This window comes from Actinacidiphila paucisporea (assembly GCF_900142575.1).
GTDB classification, from domain to species: Bacteria; Actinomycetota; Actinomycetes; order Streptomycetales; family Streptomycetaceae; genus Actinacidiphila; species Actinacidiphila paucisporea.
This window is the reverse complement of record NZ_FRBI01000015.1, coordinates 117,620-135,320: the sequence shown is the minus strand read 5'-3', so window position 1 is coordinate 135,320 and position 17,701 is coordinate 117,620. Positions and strand designations below refer to the sequence as shown.

Annotated in this window: 17 protein-coding genes; 9 read left to right on the top strand and 8 right to left on the bottom strand. The window is 72.4% G+C overall.

What is annotated here, in order from left to right; all coding sequences use genetic code 11:
- Positions 1 to 30: 30 nt before the first annotated feature.
- Positions 31 to 249: an MbtH family protein gene (locus BUE44_RS22290; protein WP_073500749.1), complete on the bottom strand. Its 219-nt coding sequence runs from the start codon at positions 247 to 249 to the stop codon at positions 31 to 33.
- 918 nt (positions 250 to 1,167) lie between these two features.
- Here BUE44_RS22290 and BUE44_RS22285 point away from each other — a divergent pair.
- The 5 genes from BUE44_RS22285 to BUE44_RS22265 all read left to right on the top strand — a co-directional run bounded on the left by BUE44_RS22285 (position 1,168) and on the right by BUE44_RS22265 (position 5,590).
- Entirely contained in the window at positions 1,168 to 1,572 is a 405-nt protein-coding gene (locus BUE44_RS22285; protein WP_073500748.1) for an ATP-binding protein, read from the top strand.
- Positions 1,573 to 1,692: 120 nt separating this feature from the next.
- Positions 1,693 to 2,034, top strand: coding sequence for an STAS domain-containing protein (locus BUE44_RS22280; RefSeq protein WP_159450276.1), 342 nt, complete (start codon positions 1,693 to 1,695; stop codon positions 2,032 to 2,034).
- Positions 2,035 to 2,179: 145 nt separating this feature from the next.
- Complete coding sequence (locus tag BUE44_RS39320; protein WP_079189973.1) at positions 2,180 to 3,505, top strand: serine/threonine-protein kinase; 1,326 nt, start codon at positions 2,180 to 2,182, stop codon at positions 3,503 to 3,505.
- 310 nt (positions 3,506 to 3,815) lie between these two features.
- Positions 3,816 to 4,628 (top strand): MEDS domain-containing protein, encoded by an 813-nt coding sequence (locus BUE44_RS22270; protein WP_073500747.1) that lies wholly within the window; start codon positions 3,816 to 3,818, stop codon positions 4,626 to 4,628.
- A complete protein-coding gene (locus BUE44_RS22265) occupies positions 4,625 to 5,590 on the top strand; it encodes an anti-sigma factor RsbA family regulatory protein (RefSeq protein WP_073500746.1) in 966 nt (321 codons plus the stop codon). The genes BUE44_RS22270 and BUE44_RS22265 overlap by 4 nt, the downstream gene beginning before the upstream one ends.
- A gap of 39 nt (positions 5,591 to 5,629) precedes the next feature.
- Here BUE44_RS22265 and BUE44_RS22260 read toward each other — a convergent pair whose 3' ends face one another.
- The 4 genes from BUE44_RS22260 to BUE44_RS22245 form a co-directional block, all read right to left on the bottom strand.
- Positions 5,630 to 5,971 carry an STAS domain-containing protein gene (locus tag BUE44_RS22260; RefSeq protein WP_073500745.1) on the bottom strand — a complete coding sequence of 114 codons (342 nt, stop codon included), beginning with the start codon at positions 5,969 to 5,971 and terminating at the stop codon, positions 5,630 to 5,632.
- A gap of 123 nt (positions 5,972 to 6,094) precedes the next feature.
- Positions 6,095 to 6,529 (bottom strand): ATP-binding protein, encoded by a 435-nt coding sequence (locus tag BUE44_RS22255; RefSeq protein ID WP_073500744.1) that lies wholly within the window; start codon positions 6,527 to 6,529, stop codon positions 6,095 to 6,097.
- A 68-nt stretch (positions 6,530 to 6,597) separates the two neighbouring features.
- Positions 6,598 to 8,043 (bottom strand): sensor histidine kinase, encoded by a 1,446-nt coding sequence (locus BUE44_RS22250; RefSeq protein ID WP_073500780.1) that lies wholly within the window; start codon positions 8,041 to 8,043, stop codon positions 6,598 to 6,600.
- 35 nt (positions 8,044 to 8,078) lie between these two features.
- Complete coding sequence (locus BUE44_RS22245) at positions 8,079 to 8,819, bottom strand: response regulator transcription factor (protein WP_073500743.1); 741 nt, start codon at positions 8,817 to 8,819, stop codon at positions 8,079 to 8,081.
- A gap of 149 nt (positions 8,820 to 8,968) precedes the next feature.
- On the opposite strand from BUE44_RS22245, the gene BUE44_RS22240 reads away from it, so the two are divergent.
- From BUE44_RS22240 to BUE44_RS22230, 3 genes are read left to right on the top strand one after another with little or no spacing between them, the layout of a single operon-like run.
- Positions 8,969 to 10,333, top strand: a complete 1,365-nt coding sequence (locus tag BUE44_RS22240; RefSeq protein ID WP_073500742.1) for a ferredoxin reductase family protein — start codon at positions 8,969 to 8,971, stop codon at positions 10,331 to 10,333.
- Between the two features lie 7 nt (positions 10,334 to 10,340).
- Complete coding sequence (locus BUE44_RS22235; protein WP_073500741.1) at positions 10,341 to 10,814, top strand: FMN-binding protein; 474 nt, start codon at positions 10,341 to 10,343, stop codon at positions 10,812 to 10,814.
- Positions 10,815 to 10,816: 2 nt separating this feature from the next.
- A complete protein-coding gene (locus BUE44_RS22230) occupies positions 10,817 to 11,581 on the top strand; it encodes an FAD:protein FMN transferase (RefSeq protein ID WP_235002348.1) in 765 nt (254 codons plus the stop codon).
- 130 nt (positions 11,582 to 11,711) lie between these two features.
- On the opposite strand, the gene BUE44_RS22225 is transcribed toward BUE44_RS22230, so the two are convergent.
- From BUE44_RS22225 to BUE44_RS22215, 3 genes are read right to left on the bottom strand one after another with little or no spacing between them, the layout of a single operon-like run.
- The gene (locus BUE44_RS22225; RefSeq protein ID WP_107415799.1) at positions 11,712 to 13,829 is read right to left on the bottom strand and encodes a dipeptide ABC transporter ATP-binding protein; all 2,118 of its coding nucleotides are present in this window, start codon (positions 13,827 to 13,829) and stop codon (positions 11,712 to 11,714) included.
- The gene (locus tag BUE44_RS22220) at positions 13,826 to 14,764 is read right to left on the bottom strand and encodes an ABC transporter permease (protein WP_073500740.1); all 939 of its coding nucleotides are present in this window, start codon (positions 14,762 to 14,764) and stop codon (positions 13,826 to 13,828) included. Before BUE44_RS22220 ends, BUE44_RS22225 begins: the two co-directional genes overlap by 4 nt.
- A 56-nt stretch (positions 14,765 to 14,820) precedes the next feature.
- Complete coding sequence (locus BUE44_RS22215) at positions 14,821 to 15,804, bottom strand: ABC transporter permease (RefSeq protein WP_073500739.1); 984 nt, start codon at positions 15,802 to 15,804, stop codon at positions 14,821 to 14,823.
- A 186-nt stretch (positions 15,805 to 15,990) separates the two neighbouring features.
- Here BUE44_RS22215 and BUE44_RS22210 point away from each other — a divergent pair, with 186 nt between their 5' ends.
- Positions 15,991 to 17,694 carry an ABC transporter family substrate-binding protein gene (locus BUE44_RS22210; RefSeq protein ID WP_073500738.1) on the top strand — a complete coding sequence of 568 codons (1,704 nt, stop codon included), beginning with the start codon at positions 15,991 to 15,993 and terminating at the stop codon, positions 17,692 to 17,694.
- Positions 17,695 to 17,701 lie beyond the last annotated feature (7 nt).

The following is a 17,701-nucleotide window of genomic DNA, read 5'->3' as shown; positions in this document are numbered from 1 at the left end:
CCGGGCGCTCTCGGAGGGCCGGGACCCCGCTCAGCGGGCGTCGGCCTCCATTGCCCGGACCAGACTGGCGGGGCGCATATCGGTCCACGACGTGTCAATCGCGTCCAGGCACTCCTGGCGGGACCGTTCAGGGCCGTCGGCCCGCCAACCACCCGGAATGTCGATATGGGCCGGCCACAAACAGTGCTGGCCTTCGTCGTTCACCAGAACCACGAATGTCCCGGACTCGTCGTCGAAAGGATTAGCCACAACTCCACCTGTTCTCGTCGGCGACGTTTCATCTCATTGTCGGCCGGTCGCCATAAGGCGCCGGATCCGCGACGAGAGTGACCCCTCATCGCAGTCACGTCAGGCTACATGAGGCGTCACCGCGTGACAGAAAGCCGGGGAACCGGCCCGGAGATGGCCGGTTCAAAGCAGGTCGCCGACGGCGCGGCGGAACCTCTCTGATTCAAGCGGGAAAGTCTGGGTAGACAGGGGCCCCGCGGAGGCGGACAAAGTTTCGAAGCGGGCCGGGACCTGCGGGTGACCGCGCGTTATTCGATCGTTCCGCATTGAACGAATATATATATGCACGATAAGCGTTGGCCATGGACTGACGCACAGCCATGGCCGACCGGTGCCGGCAAGCCCTCCCGGCGCTTTTCGGCCTTTCGAAATCGCCAATCCGGCGTCCGAAAAGCGCACCCCCGGCGAATGCGCCAGCCGGCAAAACCGTCTGGCATAGTCTCCGCGAACAGGCGTTCCCGCCTTCCGGAAACCCGCACGTCAGCGTGCGGCGCCCGGCGGCCACCGGCAGGAGGTGCTCGTCGGCGGGCGCCCCGGGAAGGCACCGGCGAACTCCGGCAGTCCGGTTCGGCCGCCGTGCGGAGGCCCTGCCGCCGAACCGGCTCCCATCGCCGCCGGGGGTGGGAAATACGCTCATGGGCGTACAGGCGTGCGGACAGCCGTAGGCGACGGCGATCACTCCCGCTCATACCGGAGCCCTCCGTCTCACAGCGGGCGGCGGCCGTGCGAGAGTTCACCGGACACGCCGGAGGCATGCGGCGGGCGGAGCGTGGTATACGCCCTCTACGGCACCTTCGCTCAAGGCGCGGGTGCCAGGCACAAGCCTGACGTCGGAAGAGGGGGCCTTCGGTGCAACAGATACCGCAGGAGGGGAGCACCATGTCCCGGCGGGCCCGGTTGCGGGCGGTGGCCTCCTATGACGGGCAGGTGCCCGTGATCGGCCAGGCGCGGGGCTTCGTCGGTGCGTTCCTGGACCGTGCCGCGGTGCGGGGTGTGCAGGTGGCCCCCGTGCCGCGGGGAGACGCGCTGCTGGTGGCCAGCGAGCTGGTGACCAACGCGGTGCGGCACGCGCCAGGACCGTGCACCCTCGCTCTCGCCCTGCACGGCGACCTGCTGGAGATCGCCGTGTCGGACACCTCGCGGCTGCCACCGCAGCCGCAGCCCTACGAGCCGCGCCGCATCGGCCAGCACGGGCTGGAAATAGTCGTGGCCCTGTGTACCGGGGTCGCCGTCGAACCCACCGAGCGCGGGAAAACCGTCCGCGCCCGCATCCTGGTCCTCTGAGATCCGCGCCGGCCCGTCCGACTGCGGGAAGACACAGACCGGCGGGACGGATGGGCAGGCCTGACGGCCGGCCCTCTCCAACAGCCGGCGGTGTCGAAGCCGTCCGGAAAGGTGGGCATCTTGCCCAGCGAACGCATACAGATCCGTACGTCCGTCACCCCCAGAGGCGTCACGGTCATCACCCCCGCCGGCGAACTGGACTACGGCAGCGCCGCCGCGCTGGAGGCGGCCCTCACCGAGACCGGCCGGCTGCCGTGCGCCGTCGTGGACTTCCCGCACATCACTTTCATCGACTCCAGCGGGATCACCGCCCTGCTCCGCGCCAGCCACACCCTGCGGGCCGCCGGCGGCTGGCTGCGCCTGAGCAGCGTCCCCGACACGCCGCTGCGTGCCATGCGGATCGTCGGCATCGACCAGGTCATCGACGTCTACCCGAGCCTCGGCGGGGCCCTCCGGACCTAGGGCCTGTCCGGCGGATCTTGCCGGGCCGTACCGGGGCGGCCCGGCTTCCGGTGGCGATGCCGGCGGTGGCGCGGCCTCCCGCAGCGCGGCCGGCGGGCCGGGAAAGCGGGCGAGTGGCGCGGGGCGCGCGGGGTAGATGGCGACCATGTCGACAGATCCGGGACGAGGCCAGGGCGAGGCGGACAAGGCGCGGAACCCGCACCAACGCCTCCTGCTCGCCGACCGCTACCGGCTGGACGCGCTGATCGGCCGCGGCGGTATGGGCCAGGTGTGGCGCGGCTGGGACGAAACGCTGGGGCGCCCGGTCGCCGTGAAGGTGCTGACCGAGAAAACCCCCGACCAGGCCGCCACCCAGCGGTTCTCGCTGGAGGCCCGCACGGCCGCACACCTCAACGACCCGCACGTGGTCACGGTGTACGACTTCGGTGCCGACCAGGACCGCCTGTATCTGGTGATGGAACTGGTCACCGGCCGCTCGCTGGCCCAGGAGCTGGAGGACGTCGCCGCGCTGGACGCCCCGCGGGTGGCAGCCCTGGGCGCGCAGATCGCCGCCGGCCTGGCCACCGCCCACCGGCACGGCATCGTGCACCGCGACATCAAGCCCGCCAACCTGCTCCTGGACGAGGACGGGAACGTCAGCATCGCCGACTTCGGCATCGCCCGTTTCACGCAGGACACCACGGCCGCCCTGGTACCGACCTCGAACGGAAAGGTCATAGGCACCGTCGCCTACCTCTCCCCCGAACGCACCCTGGGCCGTCCCGCCACCACCGCCAGCGACGTCTACGCCCTGGGCTGCGCGCTCTACCAGCTCCTCACCGGCGCGCCGCCTTTCACCGCGGACGTCCCCGCCGCGATCCTTTACCAGCACGTCCACACCGAGCCCGAACCGCCGCACCAGCGCAACCCGGCGATCCCGCCGGCGCTCTCGCAGTACATCCTGCGCCTGCTGGCCAAGGACCCCGCCGAACGCCCGACCGCGGAACAGGCCGAGAGCTGGCTGCGCCACTGGAGCCCCGGCCCGGCGCCCGGCACCACCACGACCCGCACCACTCGCCGGCCCCTGCCGGGTCCGGCGCCCGCGCTCGACCCCACCACACCGTCCCGGGCGTATCCTCCCCGGTCGAAAAGGCGCCAACGGCTGGTGATCGGAACGGCGGCCGCGGCCACGCTGGGCGCCACGGCCGCCGGCATCCTCGCCCTGTCCGACCCCACCTCCGGTAACGGCCGAGGCCCGGCGCCCTCCCAACCGGCAGCGGCCTCGCCACACTCCATGTCCTCCCCCACGGCCGCCCGGCCGGCGGCATCCACCGCCGCCTCCCCCGGCCACGCCTCCGCGAAGGCCACCACAACCGCCCCGCCCCCGCCGGCCGCCGGCCCCGCCGCCACCACCCACCAGGCAGCACCCCCGGCACACGACGACGGCTCATCCGGCAAGAAGCCGAGGAAACCCAAGAAGCCCAAGAAGTAGGGCCGCCGCCCTGCCGGTCCGCGCTCTGCCGCCGGCCGACCGGCGACAGGCTCCTGGCGCCCGGGCCTGCGGATGCGCGGCAGCGTGCGCGGTTGAACCGCGCCTACTGGGCAGATGAGTTGCATGACGACCTTTTCCAACAGACCGTCGGGGCCGGTGATCCCGGGTCCCACCGTCACGAGTGGCCCGCACGATCGCGGGCCCGCGCCCGGTACGCGGGCTGAGGGAGCACCTGACCTGTCGTCCTCGAGAAGCGGAACACCGCGCTGAACCGCTGCTCGAGTCGGCGGCACGAGACGAGGAGAACGCTGTGAGGATCGCTCGCAACGCGGCCAGCCTCTCTCCGGTCAACGTCGGCGACCACGTGTGCTGGCTGGTGCCCGCCGACGACGACTTCCGGCGCACCGCCTACGACTACCTCCACGACGGCGCGAAGATCGGCGACAAACTCATGGTCCTGGGGCCCTTGTCCACCGCGTGGCCGGAGTGGCGACCCCCGCAGGCCCTGCTCATCGATCCGGCCGCCGGCGGCTCGGCCTGGGGCACGGACTCGCTGGTGTCCCTGGTCCGGCAGGAGGCGGAGACCGCCGGCCGCCAGGGCTACCGCGCCTTGCGGGTGCTCGCCCGGATGGACCACGTCTGGCCCGCCGGCGCCACGCCGCAGCAGATCGCCGACCAGGAGTTGAAGCTGGACGCGCTCGTCGGCAGCGGCACGGCGGCGGCTGTGGTGTGCGCCTATCCCGGCCGCGCCTTCCTCCCCCACATCCTGGAGCAGGCGGCGACGCTGCATCCGCATTTCGCCGGAAGCCCCGCCCGCGCGCCGTCCTTCCAGTTGTTCAGCTCCGGGGAGGGACGCTGGACGGTGAGCGGGGTGGTCGACGCGGACGGCGTCGACGCCTTTCGCACCGCGGTGACCGAACTCCTGCGGACCACGGCCACGCTGCGGCTGCTCTGCCACGGCCTGGACATGATGGACGTGGCGGGCATGCAGACGCTCGCCGAGGCGGCACGCGCCTTCCCCGGCCGCAGGATCCTGGTCGAGGGCTGCAACTCGACCGTCCGCAAGTGCTGGGAGCTGCTCGGTTTCAACGACCCGACGATCGCCGTGGAGCTGGCACCATGATTTCACCGCCCGCGGCCGCCTCGCCCCGCACCGGCGGCACGCCGGTCTTCCGCCACGAGTTGTACCCCTATCGGGGCGAGGCCGCGTTCCTCCAGGGCGCCGTGACGTTCATCCACGACGCGCTGGACGCCGACGAGACCGTGCTGGTCGCCGTGGGCGAGGACAAGCGGGCCGTGCTGCGCGACGCGGTGGGGGCCGGCGCCGGGCGGGAACGGGTGACCTTCATGGACACCGGGGCGCTGGGCCGCAACCCCGGGCGGCTCATCCCCGCCTGGAAGGACTGGATCGCCAAGAGCTTCGGCCACGGCCTGCCCGTGCGCGGTATCAGCGAGTCCCCGTGGGCGACCGCGACGCCGGCCGAACGCGGCGAGCTGCGCTACCACGAGTGGCTGGTCAACCGGACGTTCATCGATTCCCCCGCCTGGTGGCTGCTGTGCCCGTACGACACCGCCGTCGTGGAGGAAACCGTGCTGGACTCCGCGCGCCGCTGCCATCCTTACCACCTCGTCGAAGGCGTCCACGGCGACAACCCGCATTTCGCCGACGGCCCCTTCCCCTTCGACGAGCTGACCGCGCCCCGCGACCCCGAGCAGTCACTGGTCTACGGTGCGGGTGACCTGGGTGAGGTGCGTGCCAGGGTCGCCGCCTGCGCCCGACGGCACGGACTGACCGGCCCCCGGTTGCAGGAATTCCTGGTGGCCGCCACCGAGGTGGCCGCCAACAGCGTCCGGCACGGCGGCGGCCGCGGCACTCTGCGGGCCTGGGTCAGCGACGACGCCCTCATCTGCCAGTTCGACGACAGCGGCCACATCCGCGATCCCCTGGTGGGACGCTACCGTCCGACGCCGCAGCAGATCGGCGGCCGCGGCCTGTGGCTGGTCAACCAGCTGTGCGACCTCGTCCAGATACGTTCCACAGCCGAGCGCGGCACCACCGTACGTCTGAGCACAGCGCTGTCATGACACCGCTCACCCTCAGCCGCGTCCGCCGCCGGGGAGCTGCTACGTCCGGAGGGCGGCGTGCAGGGTCGGGTACACGTCGATGACGTGGTCCAGGCCGACGATCCGCATGACGCGCAGGGGTCCTTCGGGGATGCTGCTCAGCCGCAGCCAGCCGCCCGCGGCACGCAGGCTCCGGTTGGCGCGGAGCAGGGCGGTGATCCCGCTGGAGTCGATGAAAGCGGTGTGGGAGAAGTCGACCACGGCGCAGGGCAGCCGGCCGCTCGCGGTGAGGACTTCCTCCAGGGCGGGGGCGCCGGTGTGGTCGACCTCCCCGGCGGGGGTGACCACCGTGATGCCCCGGGATGTGACAGTCGTACGGATCTGCAGGCGTTCGCTGAACAATGTGCCACCTTTCCGGGCGGCCTCGGTACCGCCGACCGCGGGAGCGGCCTGGTCTTCAGCCCAGCGCAATCGTCCTGCCGGTGTCAACTCCGGTGCACCGCGACAACTGCGGCGGGGCGGGCCTCAGAAGACCATGAGCTGGGCGCGAACGGTCTTCCCGCGGTCGGTGACGGAGGTGACGACCGTGGAGCACACGGCCGTGACGATCTCCAGTCCGTGCTGGCCGACACGCTCGGGCTCGAAGAGCTGGGCCCGCGGCGGCCGCGCGGAGGTGTCGGTCACGGCGATCTCCAGCAGATCACCGTCCAGGTCGAGGGTGAGGGTGCACGGGCCTGGCGCGTGCCGCACCGCGTTGGTCACCAGTTCGCTCACCACCAGCAGGGCGTCCCCGCGTTGCACCGCGCCCACCGTCACGCCCCGCGCCGCGGCCCGGTCCAGGAACACCCCGGTGAAATCGCGCGCCTGACCGATCACGGACGACTGCCCGTCGTACGAGACCGCCGCCCGCAACCGGGCGTGCCTGGACACCGTGTCCCCGTCCTGTGGCTTCTCCTGCATCCCAGGCCCTCCCCTTTCACCGGGCTCCAGCCGTCCCGGCGCTCCGCGTTTCGAGCGACAACTGCCGACTATAGGACGGACCTGGGCAGCGTGACCGTGAACTCGGTGGCACCCGGGCGGCTTCGTACCTCCGCGGTGCCGCCGTGGGCGGTGGCCACGGCGGTGACGATCGCGAGACCGAGTCCGGCGCCGCGGCCCTCGGGCCCCGGCCGGGTGTGGTCGGCGCGGGCGAAGCGCTCGAAGACGGTGTCGCGGATGTCCGCGGGGATGCCGGGGCCGTCGTCCTCGACCACGAGGCGGGACGCGGCCTGGTCCTGGCGGAGCCGGACGGTGACCCGGGTGCCGGCCGGAGTGTGCAGGCGGGCGTTGGCCAGCAGATTTCCGAGGATCTGCTGGAGCCGCAACGCGTCCCCGGTCACGGTGACCGGGGCTTCCGGCAGGTCGAGGACCCAGCGGTGGCCGGGGCCCGCGGCGCGCGCGTCGTCGACGGCGTCCAGGACGAGCAACGTGAGGTCGACCTGTTCGCGGGCCAGCGGCCGGCCGGCGTCGAGGCGGGCGAGCAGCATCAGGTCGTCGACCATACCGCCCATCCGGGCCGACTCCGCGGCGATGCGCTCCAGGGCGCGGGACACCCCGGGCGGTACGGGCTCGGGGTGGAGCCTGGCCAGTTCGGCGTGGCCGCGGATGGAGGCGACGGGGGTACGCAGCTCGTGGCTGGCGTCGGCGGCGAAGCGGCGCAGCCGCTCCTCGCCGGCGTGCCGCTTGCCGAGCGCGTTCTCGACGTGGCCCAGCATCCGGTTCAGCGCGATGCCGACCTGGCCGACCTCGGTCCGCGGATCGGTGTCCGGGACCCGGTCGGGCAGCGCCACCTCACCGCTGGCCAGCGGCAGGGCGGTCACCGAGGCCGCGGTGGCGGCGACCCGGCGCAGCGGCCGGAGCGACCAGCGCACCCAGAACGCACCCGCCGCGCCCGCGACCAGCAGCGCCCCGCCGAAGACGGCGCCCTCGACCATGACCAGGCGGGCCACGGCGTCCTGCACGCCGCTCAGCGGCAGCCCGGTCACCAGGACGTCCCCGTCGTCCCCGGTGACGGCCCTGACCCGGTAGTCGTCGAGCGCCGAGAGTTCCAGCGCGTGCGTGTGCCCGTCCACGGGGACCGCGGCGATCGCTGCTCTGTCGCGGGCCGTCAGCGTCACCGAGGTGTCCGCGCCTGACCGGACGACGCCGGCCGCGGTGACCTGCCCGTGGAGCAGCCGGGCGCCGAACGTGCCGGGCACCTGGCGGCGGGTGTCGACGTGCGCGTTGTCCGCGTCCGGCTCGTGGGACCCGTGGTGTTCGAGGCTGGCGGGGAAGGTGCCGCCGGCCTGGGAGAGCTGCTGGTCCAGCCGCTCGGTGAGGAAGGAGCGCAGGGTGACGACGGCGGCGATCCCCACCGCCGCGCAGCTCAGTGCCAGCAGCACGACCAGGCCGCAGGTGAGCCGGGCCCGCAGGGTGCGTGGCACCATCCGCCGCATCACGGCACGCAGCCTCGTCACGGCGCTCCGCTTTGTCACGGCGCGGCTTTCAGCACGTATCCCGCGCCTCGCACGGTGTGGATCATCGGCTTGCGGCCGGCGTCGACCTTCCGGCGCAGGTAGCTGATGTACAGCTCCACCACGTGGGCCTCGCCGCCGAAGTCGTAGGACCAGACCTGTTCCAGGATCTGCGGCTTGCTCAGCACGCGGCGCGGATTGCGCATGAGATAGCGGAGCAGTTCGAACTCCGTCGGTGACAGGTCGATCGGCTCGCCCCCGCGGGTGACCTCCCTGGCGTCCTCGTCGAGGGTGAGATCGCCCACCACCAGCAGCGCCGTGTCGTTGCGTGCCCGTGTCATCCCGGCCCGGCGCAGCAGGCCGCGCAGCCGGGCGAGCACCTCCTCCAGGCTGAAGGGCTTGGTGACGTAGTCGTCGCCACCGGCGGTGATGCCCGCGATCCGGTCCTCCACGGAGTCCCGCGCGGTGAGGAAGAGCACGCACACGTCCGGGCTGGACGCCCGCAGTTTCCGCAGCGCCGCGAGGCCGTTCCCGTCGGGCAGCATGATGTCGAGGACCACCGCGTCCGGCTGGAAGTCGGCGGCCTGGGCGAGGGCGGTGGCGACGTCGCCCGCGGTGCGCACCTGCCAGCCCTCGTAGCTCAGCACCCCGGCCAGAACCTCCGTGAGGTCGGGCTCGTCGTCGACCACGAGGACGCGGACCGGGGACCCGTCGGGCCGGGAGAGGGGCGCGGGCTGGGCGCGCGGTGCGGTGTCCATGGTCCCTCCAGCATGCCCTGGCCGGGCAGCGGCGAGGCTCTCGGCTTCCTCTGAATCAGCTGTGGTCCTTCCGCCGGAGTGCGGTCTCAGAGCTGGTTGAGAGGTTTCGCCTGCACAGTGGCGGTGCACGGCGAAGGAAAGGACCTCCCATGACCACCTTGAACAGCCCGCGCCCGGTGCGGCACGCGGTGGCGCCCAGCGGGCGGCGCTCCCCCGCCGCACCGGTGCTGTTCCTCTGCTGGGCGGGCGCGGCCGTGGTTCTGGCCCTGTGGTGGCAGGACACGGGCGCCGTTGTCGGCGCCGCGGACTGGATCATCGGAGCGGGCCGGATCGCCGGCCTGCTCAGCGGCTACTGCTGCGCGCTGCTCGTCGGCCTGATGGCCCGGATCCCCGTCCTCGAACAGGGGGTGGGCAGCGACAGGACGGCCCGTTGGCACTCCGCACTGGGCCGCTACACGGTGTGCCTGCTGGTCGCGCACGTCACGCTGGTCCTCTGGGGCTACGCGGTGCAGGCCCACAGGGGCCTGGTCGGTGAGGCGACGACGGTCGTCCTGACGTACCCCGACATGCTCAAGGGCACGACCGGCGGGCTGCTGCTGCTCACCGTCGGGGTCGTCTCCGCCCGGGCGGTGCGCCGCAGGGTCCGCTACGAGACCTGGTACTACCTGCACCTGCTCACCTACCTGGCGATTTTCCTGGCCTTCTGGCACCAGCTCGCCCTCGGTGCCGACTTCTCCTCCCACCCGCTCGCCCGCGCCTTCTGGTACGCGCTCTACGTGACGCCCGCGGCAGCCGTGCTCTGGTACCGGATCGCGGTCCCGCTACGGCTCAACCTGCGGCACCGCCTGCGGGTGGCGTACGTGGTCAGGGAGGCGCCGGGGGTGGTGTCGGTGATCGTGCACGGCGAGCGGCTGCCGGAGCTCGCGGCCCGCGCCGGACAGTTCCTGCGGTGGCGTTTCCTGGCTCCCGGGCTGCGGTGGACGGCGAGCCCGTACTCGCTGTCCACCGCGCCGCGGCCCGACCTGCTGCGTATCACCGTCAAGGAGGTGGGCGGCCACAGCGCGGCGCTGGCCCGGCTGCGGCCCGGCACCCGGATCTGGGCCGAGGGGCCCTACGGCGCCCTCACCTCGGACCGCAGGACCCGGCAGAAGGTCCTGCTGCTCGCCGGCGGGGTCGGGGTGACACCCTTGCGCGCCCTGTTCGAGTCGCTGCCCGCGAGGCCCGGCGACCTGACGCTCATCTACCGGGCCCGCAGGGCCGAGGACCTGGCGCTGCGCGGAGAGCTGGAGTCCATAGCCCGCTCCCGCGGCGCCCGCCTGCACTACCTGCTCAACCAGGCCGACGGCCGCAGCCCCCGGTTCACCGCCGACACGCTTCGCGCCGCGGTGCCCGACATCGCGCGGCACGACGTCTACCTGTGCGGGCCGCCGGGAATGGCACGGGCGTCCTACGAAGCACTGCGGCACGCCGACGTGCCGGCCCGCCACATCCACCACGAGTCGTTCGAACTGTGAGACGCCCGTGAACAGCCTCACCCACCGCCCGTTGCGGCGTGTCCTGCTCAGCATCCTGGTGACCGTCACCGGCGTGCTCCTCCTGCTCAGCCTCAAGCCGCACGCGACGGGAGGAGCCGGCAGCGCCGCCGCCCCTCCCGCGCCCCAGCCGTCCGCCCCCTCGGCGGCCCCCTCCGCGGGGGCGGGCTCGACCGGTGCGACGGGGACCCGCACCGTGGACGGCGACACCGTGCAGACCCGGTACGGCCCCGTGCAGCTGCGGATCACCCTGCAGGGCGGCAAGATCACCGCCGTGTCCGCCGTCCAGGTGCCGCAGGACAACCCCCGCGACCAGGAGATCACCGGCTTCGCCGTCCCCGAGCTCACCCAGGAGGCGCTGGCGGCGCAGAGCGCGCACATCGACACCGTCTCCGGGGCGACGTACACCAGCGAGGGCTACATCCAGTCCCTGCAGAGCGCCCTCGACAAGGCCGGTGGCTGACCATGGCTGACGCGGACGGCCGGTTGCGCCGGGTCGAGCACACCATGGGCACCGCCTTCTCCTTCGACGTACGCGGCGCCGGCCCGCGCGTCGCCGCCGCCCTGGAGGCCGCGGTGGCCTGGCTGCGCCACGTGGACGGGATCTTCTCGACATACCGGCCGGAGAGCCAGATCAGCCGGCTGTCGGCAGGGGAACTGGCGCTGTCCGCGTGCTCACCGGAGGTGTGGGAGGTGCTCAGGCTCTGCGAGGCCGCCGAACGGCGCAGCGGCGGCTGGTTCAGCGCCGGTTACGCGGGCGGCTTCGACCCCACGGGGCTGGTCAAGGGCTGGGCGGTGGAGCGGGCGGCCGCGATGCTCTCCTCGGCCGGCGCCGAGGCGGTGTGCGTCAACGGCGGCGGTGACGTCCAGGTGCACGGCGGACCGTGGCGTATCGGCGTGACCGATCCGCTGCGCAGCGGGGCCGTGGCGGCCGTCGTCCACGCCGAGGGGGAACTGGCCGTCGCCACCTCCGGCCCCGCGGAACGCGGCTGCCACGTCGTCGATCCCCGCACCGGCCTCCCCCCGGCCACCGCGCTGGCCTCCCTCACGGTCGTCACGCGCAGCCTGACCGACGCGGACGCCCACGCCACCGCCGGCTACGCCATGGGCGACCGCGCCCGCGCCTGGCTGGCGTCGCTGCCGGGCACCCGGTCCCTGGCGATCGCCCCGGACGGCACCTCGTGGACCACCGGCGGCCCCGAACCGGACGGCGGGCGGGTGCTTCGGTGACTCGGCGCCGCGCGGCGGCGGATCGGACGCCCGGGGCCCGGTCGGTCGACCGGGCCCCGGACCGCCCGCACCCGCCGCGGTCGGCGGCTCGGGTCCGCGCCTGACCGCCGCGGGGCGTTGCCCGGGGTGGTCAGAGCACTGGTCGCGCGGCCGGGAAGTGGCAGGCCGCCACGTGGTCCCCGCCCTGCTCCGCCAGCGGCGGCGCCTGGTCGGTGCAGCGCTCGCGCTGCGGCCCCGGCAGCGCGGCGAAGACCTGGCAGCGGGAGCGGAAGGGGCACCCCCGCAACCGCCTGGTCGGGCTCGGCGGATCGCCGGGCAGCAGGATCCTGGCGCGCGCCCGCTCGCGTACCGGGTCGGGCAGCGGCACCGCGGACAGCAGCGCCTGGGTGTAGGGGTGCAGGGGCCGGGTGAAGACCTCGCCGACCGCGCCGGTCTCGACCGTACGGCCCAGGTACATCACGCTCACCCGGTCGGCGATGTGCCGCACCACGGACAAGTCGTGCGACACGAACAGGTAGGACAGGCCGAGTTCGGCCCGCAGCCGCAGCAGCAGGTTGAGGATGCCCGCCTGGACCGACACGTCGAGCGCGGACACCGGCTCGTCGAGCACCAGCAGTCTGGGGTCCACCGCCAGGGCGCGGGCGATGCCGATGCGCTGCCGCTGGCCGCCGGAGAACTCGTGCGGGAAGCGGTCGGCGTGCGCCGGGTCGAGGCCCACCTGGCGCAGCAGTTCCGGGACCCGGCGGGCGATCCGGTCCCGCTCGGCGCGCTGGGCGCGCAGCGGCTCGGCGATGATGTCGCCGACCGGCAGCCGCGGGTCGAGGCTGGCCATCGGGTCCTGGAAGACGATCTGCACCTGGGCCCGCAGGGCGTGCGCCTCACGCCGGGTCAGCGTGTCGGTGCCGCGGCCCAGCACCTCGACACTGCCGCGCTCCGGGCGGCGCAGTTCCAGGATCTCGAAGAGCGTGGTGGACTTGCCCGAGCCGGACTCGCCGACCAGGCCGAGGACTTCACCGGCCCTGATGTCGAGGTCCACCCCGTCCACGGCGTGGACCGAGCCGACCCGGCGTCTGAACACCGCTCCCTTGAGCAGCGGGAAGGTCTTGGCGAGCCCGCTGACCCGCAGCACGCTCGTCCCTTCCGGCCGCCCGTCGGCGGCGCGTTCCGCCGCAACGTCGGCGCCCGGCACGGGGAAGACGTCGAGCGGGCGCAGCCCCGCGACCTCGCCGGCCCGCAGGCAGGCCGCCAGGTGCGGCTCGTCCGCCGCCACGGCCGGCTCGGGCCGTACCGCCACGGCCGGCTCGGGAAGTGCCACCTCCACCAACTCGGGCTGCGCCACCCGGCAGCGGTCCTCGGCGAGCGGGCAGCGCGGCGCGAAGGCGCAGCCCGGCGGGAGTGCGGCGGGGGCGGGCGGTGCGCCGGGGATCGGCACCAGGGGCTCGGGCCGCCCCTTGGCGTCGGCGTCGAGCCGCGGCACCGCGCCGATCAGGCCCAGCGTGTACGGCATGCGCGGCCGGGCGAAGAGCTCGTCCACGGGCGCGGTCTCCACGATCCGGCCCGCGTACATCACCGCGACCCGGTCGGCGGTGCCGGCGATGACCCCCAGATCGTGGCTGACCAGCAGCAGGGCCGCGCCGGTCTCGCGCTGCGCGGTGCGCAGCACGTCGAGCACCTGCGCCTGCACGGTGACGTCGAGCGCGGTGGTGGGCTCGTCGGCGAGGATGACGTCGGGGTCGTTGGCCACCGCCATGGCGATCATGGCGCGCTGCCGCATACCGCCGGAGAATTCGTGCGGGAAGGCCGCGGCCCTGATGCGCGGCTCGGGGATGCCGACCAGGTCGAGGAGTTCCACCGCCCTTTCCGCGGCCCGCTCACGGGAGATGTCCTGGTGGGTGCGCAGGGCCTCCACGATCTGGTCGCCGATCCGGTAGACCGGGGTGAAGGCGGACAGCGGGTCCTGGAAGACCATGGCGATGCGGTTGCCGCGCACCGCGGACAGCGCCGTGTCGCCCGCGCCCATCAGTTCCGTCCCGTCCAGGGTCACGGAGCCGCGTACGTCCGCGCCGCTCGGCAGCAGGCCCATCGCGGCCAGCGCGGTCACCGACTTGCCCGAGCCGGACTCGCCGACCAGGCCGAGGACTTCACCGCGGCGCAGGGCGAGGTCCACCCCGCGTACAGCGGGCACACCGGCGAAGTCCACGTGCAGGCCGCGGATGTCGAGGACGGCGCCGGCGGTCGTGGCATTCACTTGGCCGCTCCCCTGCCCCGGCGGCGGCCGGGCCGTGATGTCGGGTCGATCGCGTCGCGCAGGCCGTCGCCGACCAGGTTGACCGCCAGGACGAAGACCACCAGCAGCCCGGCGGCGAAGAAGAACATCCACGGGTAGGTGACGGCGGCGCCGGTACCGTCGGCGATCAGAGTGCCGAGCGAGACGTCGGGGGACTGCACACCGAAGCCGAAGTAGGACAGTGCCGTCTCGCTCATCACCGCCGAGCCCACCGCGATGGTGGCGTCGATGATGAGGAAGGACGCCACGTTGGGCACGATGTGCCGGGCGATGATCCGCAGCGGCCCGACGCCCATGTAGCGGGCGGCGCGTACGAACTCGCGCTCCCGCAGCGAGATGGCCATCGACCGCACCACCCGGGCGGTGACCATCCAGGCGAAGAAGGCCAGCAGCAGCGCGAAGACCAGCCAGCCGCCGCCCTTGAGCCGGGGTGAGACGACGGAGATCACCAGAAAGCTCGGGAAGATCAGCAGCAGGTCGGTGGTGAAGGTCAGCAGCCGGTCGGTCCAGCCGCCGAAGTAGCCGGCGCACGCGCCGACCACCGCCGCGCCGCCGGTCGCGGCCACCCCCACCAGCAGCCCGATGATCAGCGACTTCTGGAGGCCGTGCACGGTCTGTGCGAAGACGTCCTGGCCGATCCTGTTGGTGCCCCACCAGTGCCGGGAGGAGGGCGCGGAGCGCAGCGCGGTGTAGTCGATGTCGCTGTAGCTCCACCGGGTCAGATGCGGCCCCGCGAAGGCGAGCACGAACAGCAGCGCCACGACGATCAGCCCCGCCAAGGCGGTGCGGTGCGCGGCGAAGCGGCGCAGGGTGACTCTGGCCCGGCTGGGCGGCCGGGCGATCAGGCCGTCGTCCTGGTCGGCCCCGGCGAGCAGGGTTTCCGGTGCTGTTGCCATGGCGGTGTGGTGTGGCCCCTGTCAGGAGTGGCGAACGGGCGGAACGAGTGCGGTGGTCAGGAGTGGCGGACGCGCGGATCGAGTGCGGCGTGCAGCAGGTCGGCCACGAAGCCCGACAGCAGCACCACGACGGCCGCGAAGGTGCTGACGGCGACGACCGAGTTGACGTCGTCCTTGCCGATGGAGGCGACCAGCCACTCCCCCATGCCGTGCCAGCCGAAGATCGCCTCGGTGAAGATGGCGCCGGTGAAGACCGCGAGGAAGTTGTAGGAGAAGAAGGTCGACATGGGGATGAGCGCGGTGCGCAGCCCGTGCCGCAGCAGCGCCTTGCGGCGGGTGAGGCCCTTGGCCCGCGCGGTGCGCAGGTAGTCGGAGCCGAGCACGTCCAGCATGGTGCTGCGCTGGTAGCGGCTGTAGGTGGCCAGCGTGATCAGGCCGATGGACAGGCTCGGCAGCAGCAGGTGCACCGCCCGGTCCTTGGCGTGCGCGGTCCAACCGCCCTGCAGCCCGGGGGTCTTCTCGCCGGTGAACTGGATGAAGTCGGTGCCCAGCGCCTGGTTGAGCCTGATCGCGCCGATCTTGAGCAGCACGGCGAGCAGGAAGACCGGCGTGGACAGCAGCAGGAAGGAGGTCAGGGTGACCAGCCGGTCGGAGAGCCGGTATTGGCGCACCGCGGTCCACGCGCCGGCCAGGATGCCGGCCACCGTGCCCGCCGCGGTGCCGACGATCAGCAGCCGCAGGCTGACCCCGACGCGGCGGCCGAACTCGTCGTTGACGGAGGTGTCGTCGATAGTGCGGCCCAGATCGCCGCGCACCGCGTGGGCGGCCCAGTGGCCGAACCGGTCGTAGAGCGGTGTGTGGTCATCGATGCCGAGCGCGCTGAGTTGCGCCTGGACCGCGGCCGGCCGCGGCGGCGGCTGCCGCGCCTCGAAGTACGCGCGCGGCTGCAGCGCGGTGGCGGCGAGCGCGTACGACAGGCAGACGGCCACCAGCAGCAGGACCACGTAGTAGCCGAGCCTCCTGGCCAGATACGCGAGCACGTCGGGTCCTCTCTCCTGGTCACTCACGATCTTGGAGGCGGAGTGTTGCAGAAATATGAAGAGACCATGACAGCCTTACCAAAGGGGCGGGAGTGACCTCGGGTGCGGTTTAACGTCAACCGCCAGCACTGTGCCCCGTGGTGACAGTTGCTGCCGCACCGTGCTCGACTACCGGAGGAATCGCACATGCCCAGGATGTTCGGCAGACCTGTTACCGCGGTCGCCGTGGCCCTTTCCGCGGTGGCGCTGACGGCGGGGTGCGGCAGCGGCTCCGACGACGCGAAACCGGACGCGAAGAAGAGCTCCGCGCCGCCCGCGGTCCACGCCCAGGGGATCAACCCGCAGCCCCTGAGCAAGGTCAAGCAGGGCGGCACCCTGAAGATGGCGATCCACCAGTGGATCTCGCAGTGGAACTCCTACCAGGTGGACGGCAACCAGGGCGACGCCCAGTCCATCGTGGCGCAGGTCGAGCCCAGTCTCTTCCACTACGACGCGCAGGGCGCCTCCACCGTCGACAAGGACTTCCTGCTCTCGGCCGAGGTGACCTCCACCAGCCCGCAGGTCGTGACGTACACCCTGAACCCCAAGGCGAAGTGGTCTGACGGCAAGCAGCTGAGCTGGCAGGACTTCGCCACCCAGTGGAAGGCGCTGAGCGGCAAGGACGACCGCTACCTGGTGGCCGACACCAGCGGCTACGAGCAGATCTCCTCGGTCACCAGGGGCGTTGACGACCAGCAGGTGAAGATCACCTTCGGCAAGCCGTACGCGGACTGGAAGCGGCTCTTCCGCCCGCTGCTGCCGGCGCCCTCGATCGCGACGCCCGAACTGTTCAACAAGGGCTGGCTGGGCAAGGTCCCGATCACCGGCAACTCCTGGAAGATCAGCGGCTACGACAAGACGGCGCAGACCGTCAGCACCGTGCCCGACCCGAACTGGTGGGGCGCCAAGCCGAAGCTGGACAGCATCATCTACCGGGCGCTCGACGGCTCGGCGGAAACCGACGCGTATCTCAACAAGGAGATCGACTACACCTCCGCCATCCAGCCCGAGGACTACAAGCGGCTGGCGAAGTCCCCCGGCACCGACATCAGGAGCGGCGCCCGCTGGGACGAGGTGCACATCACCCTCAACGGCGCGCGCGGCCCGCTCCAGGACCTCGCCGTCCGGCAGGCCGTGGACCTGGCGATCGACCGGCAGGGCATTGTCGCCGCCTTCTCCAAGGACCTGCCCTTCCCGGTCACGCCGCTCGGCAACCACTTCTTCATGCCCAACCAGCAGGGCTACAAGGACAACAGCGGCAAGTGGGGCAGCCATGACCTCGCGGGCGCCAAGAAGCTGCTGGACTCGGCAGGCTGGAAGGACAACGGCGCGGGCAAGCCCCGCACCAAGGACGGCAAGCAGCTCACCCTGCAGTACGTGCTCAGCGCCGGCTCCAGCACCTCGGCCACCGACCAGGCGCAACTGGTGCAGGCCCAGCTGGGCCAGGCGGGCATCGCGGTGAAGATCCAGACGGTCCCGGCCGACGACTACTTCGAGAAGTACGTCCACACCGGCGCCTTCGACCTGGTGAGCTTCCGCAACGTCGACGCCATCTTCCAGACGCTGCTGTACTCGACCTTCCAGGCGCCCACCGCCACGCAGATCTACGGCAACTACGGCCGGATCTCGACCCCGCAGATCCAGCAGCTGATCAGCCAGGCCGCGCAGACCACCGACCAGAACGCGGCCATCGACCTGTACAACCAGGCCGACGCGCAGATCTGGGACCAGGTGCACTCCATCGAGCTCTACCAGCGCCCGCAGATCCTCGCGGTCCGCTCGGGCCTGGCGAACTTCGGCGCCTCGGGCCTGGCCGACTGGGACTACAACGCGATGGGGTGGACCGCCTAGCCGGTGG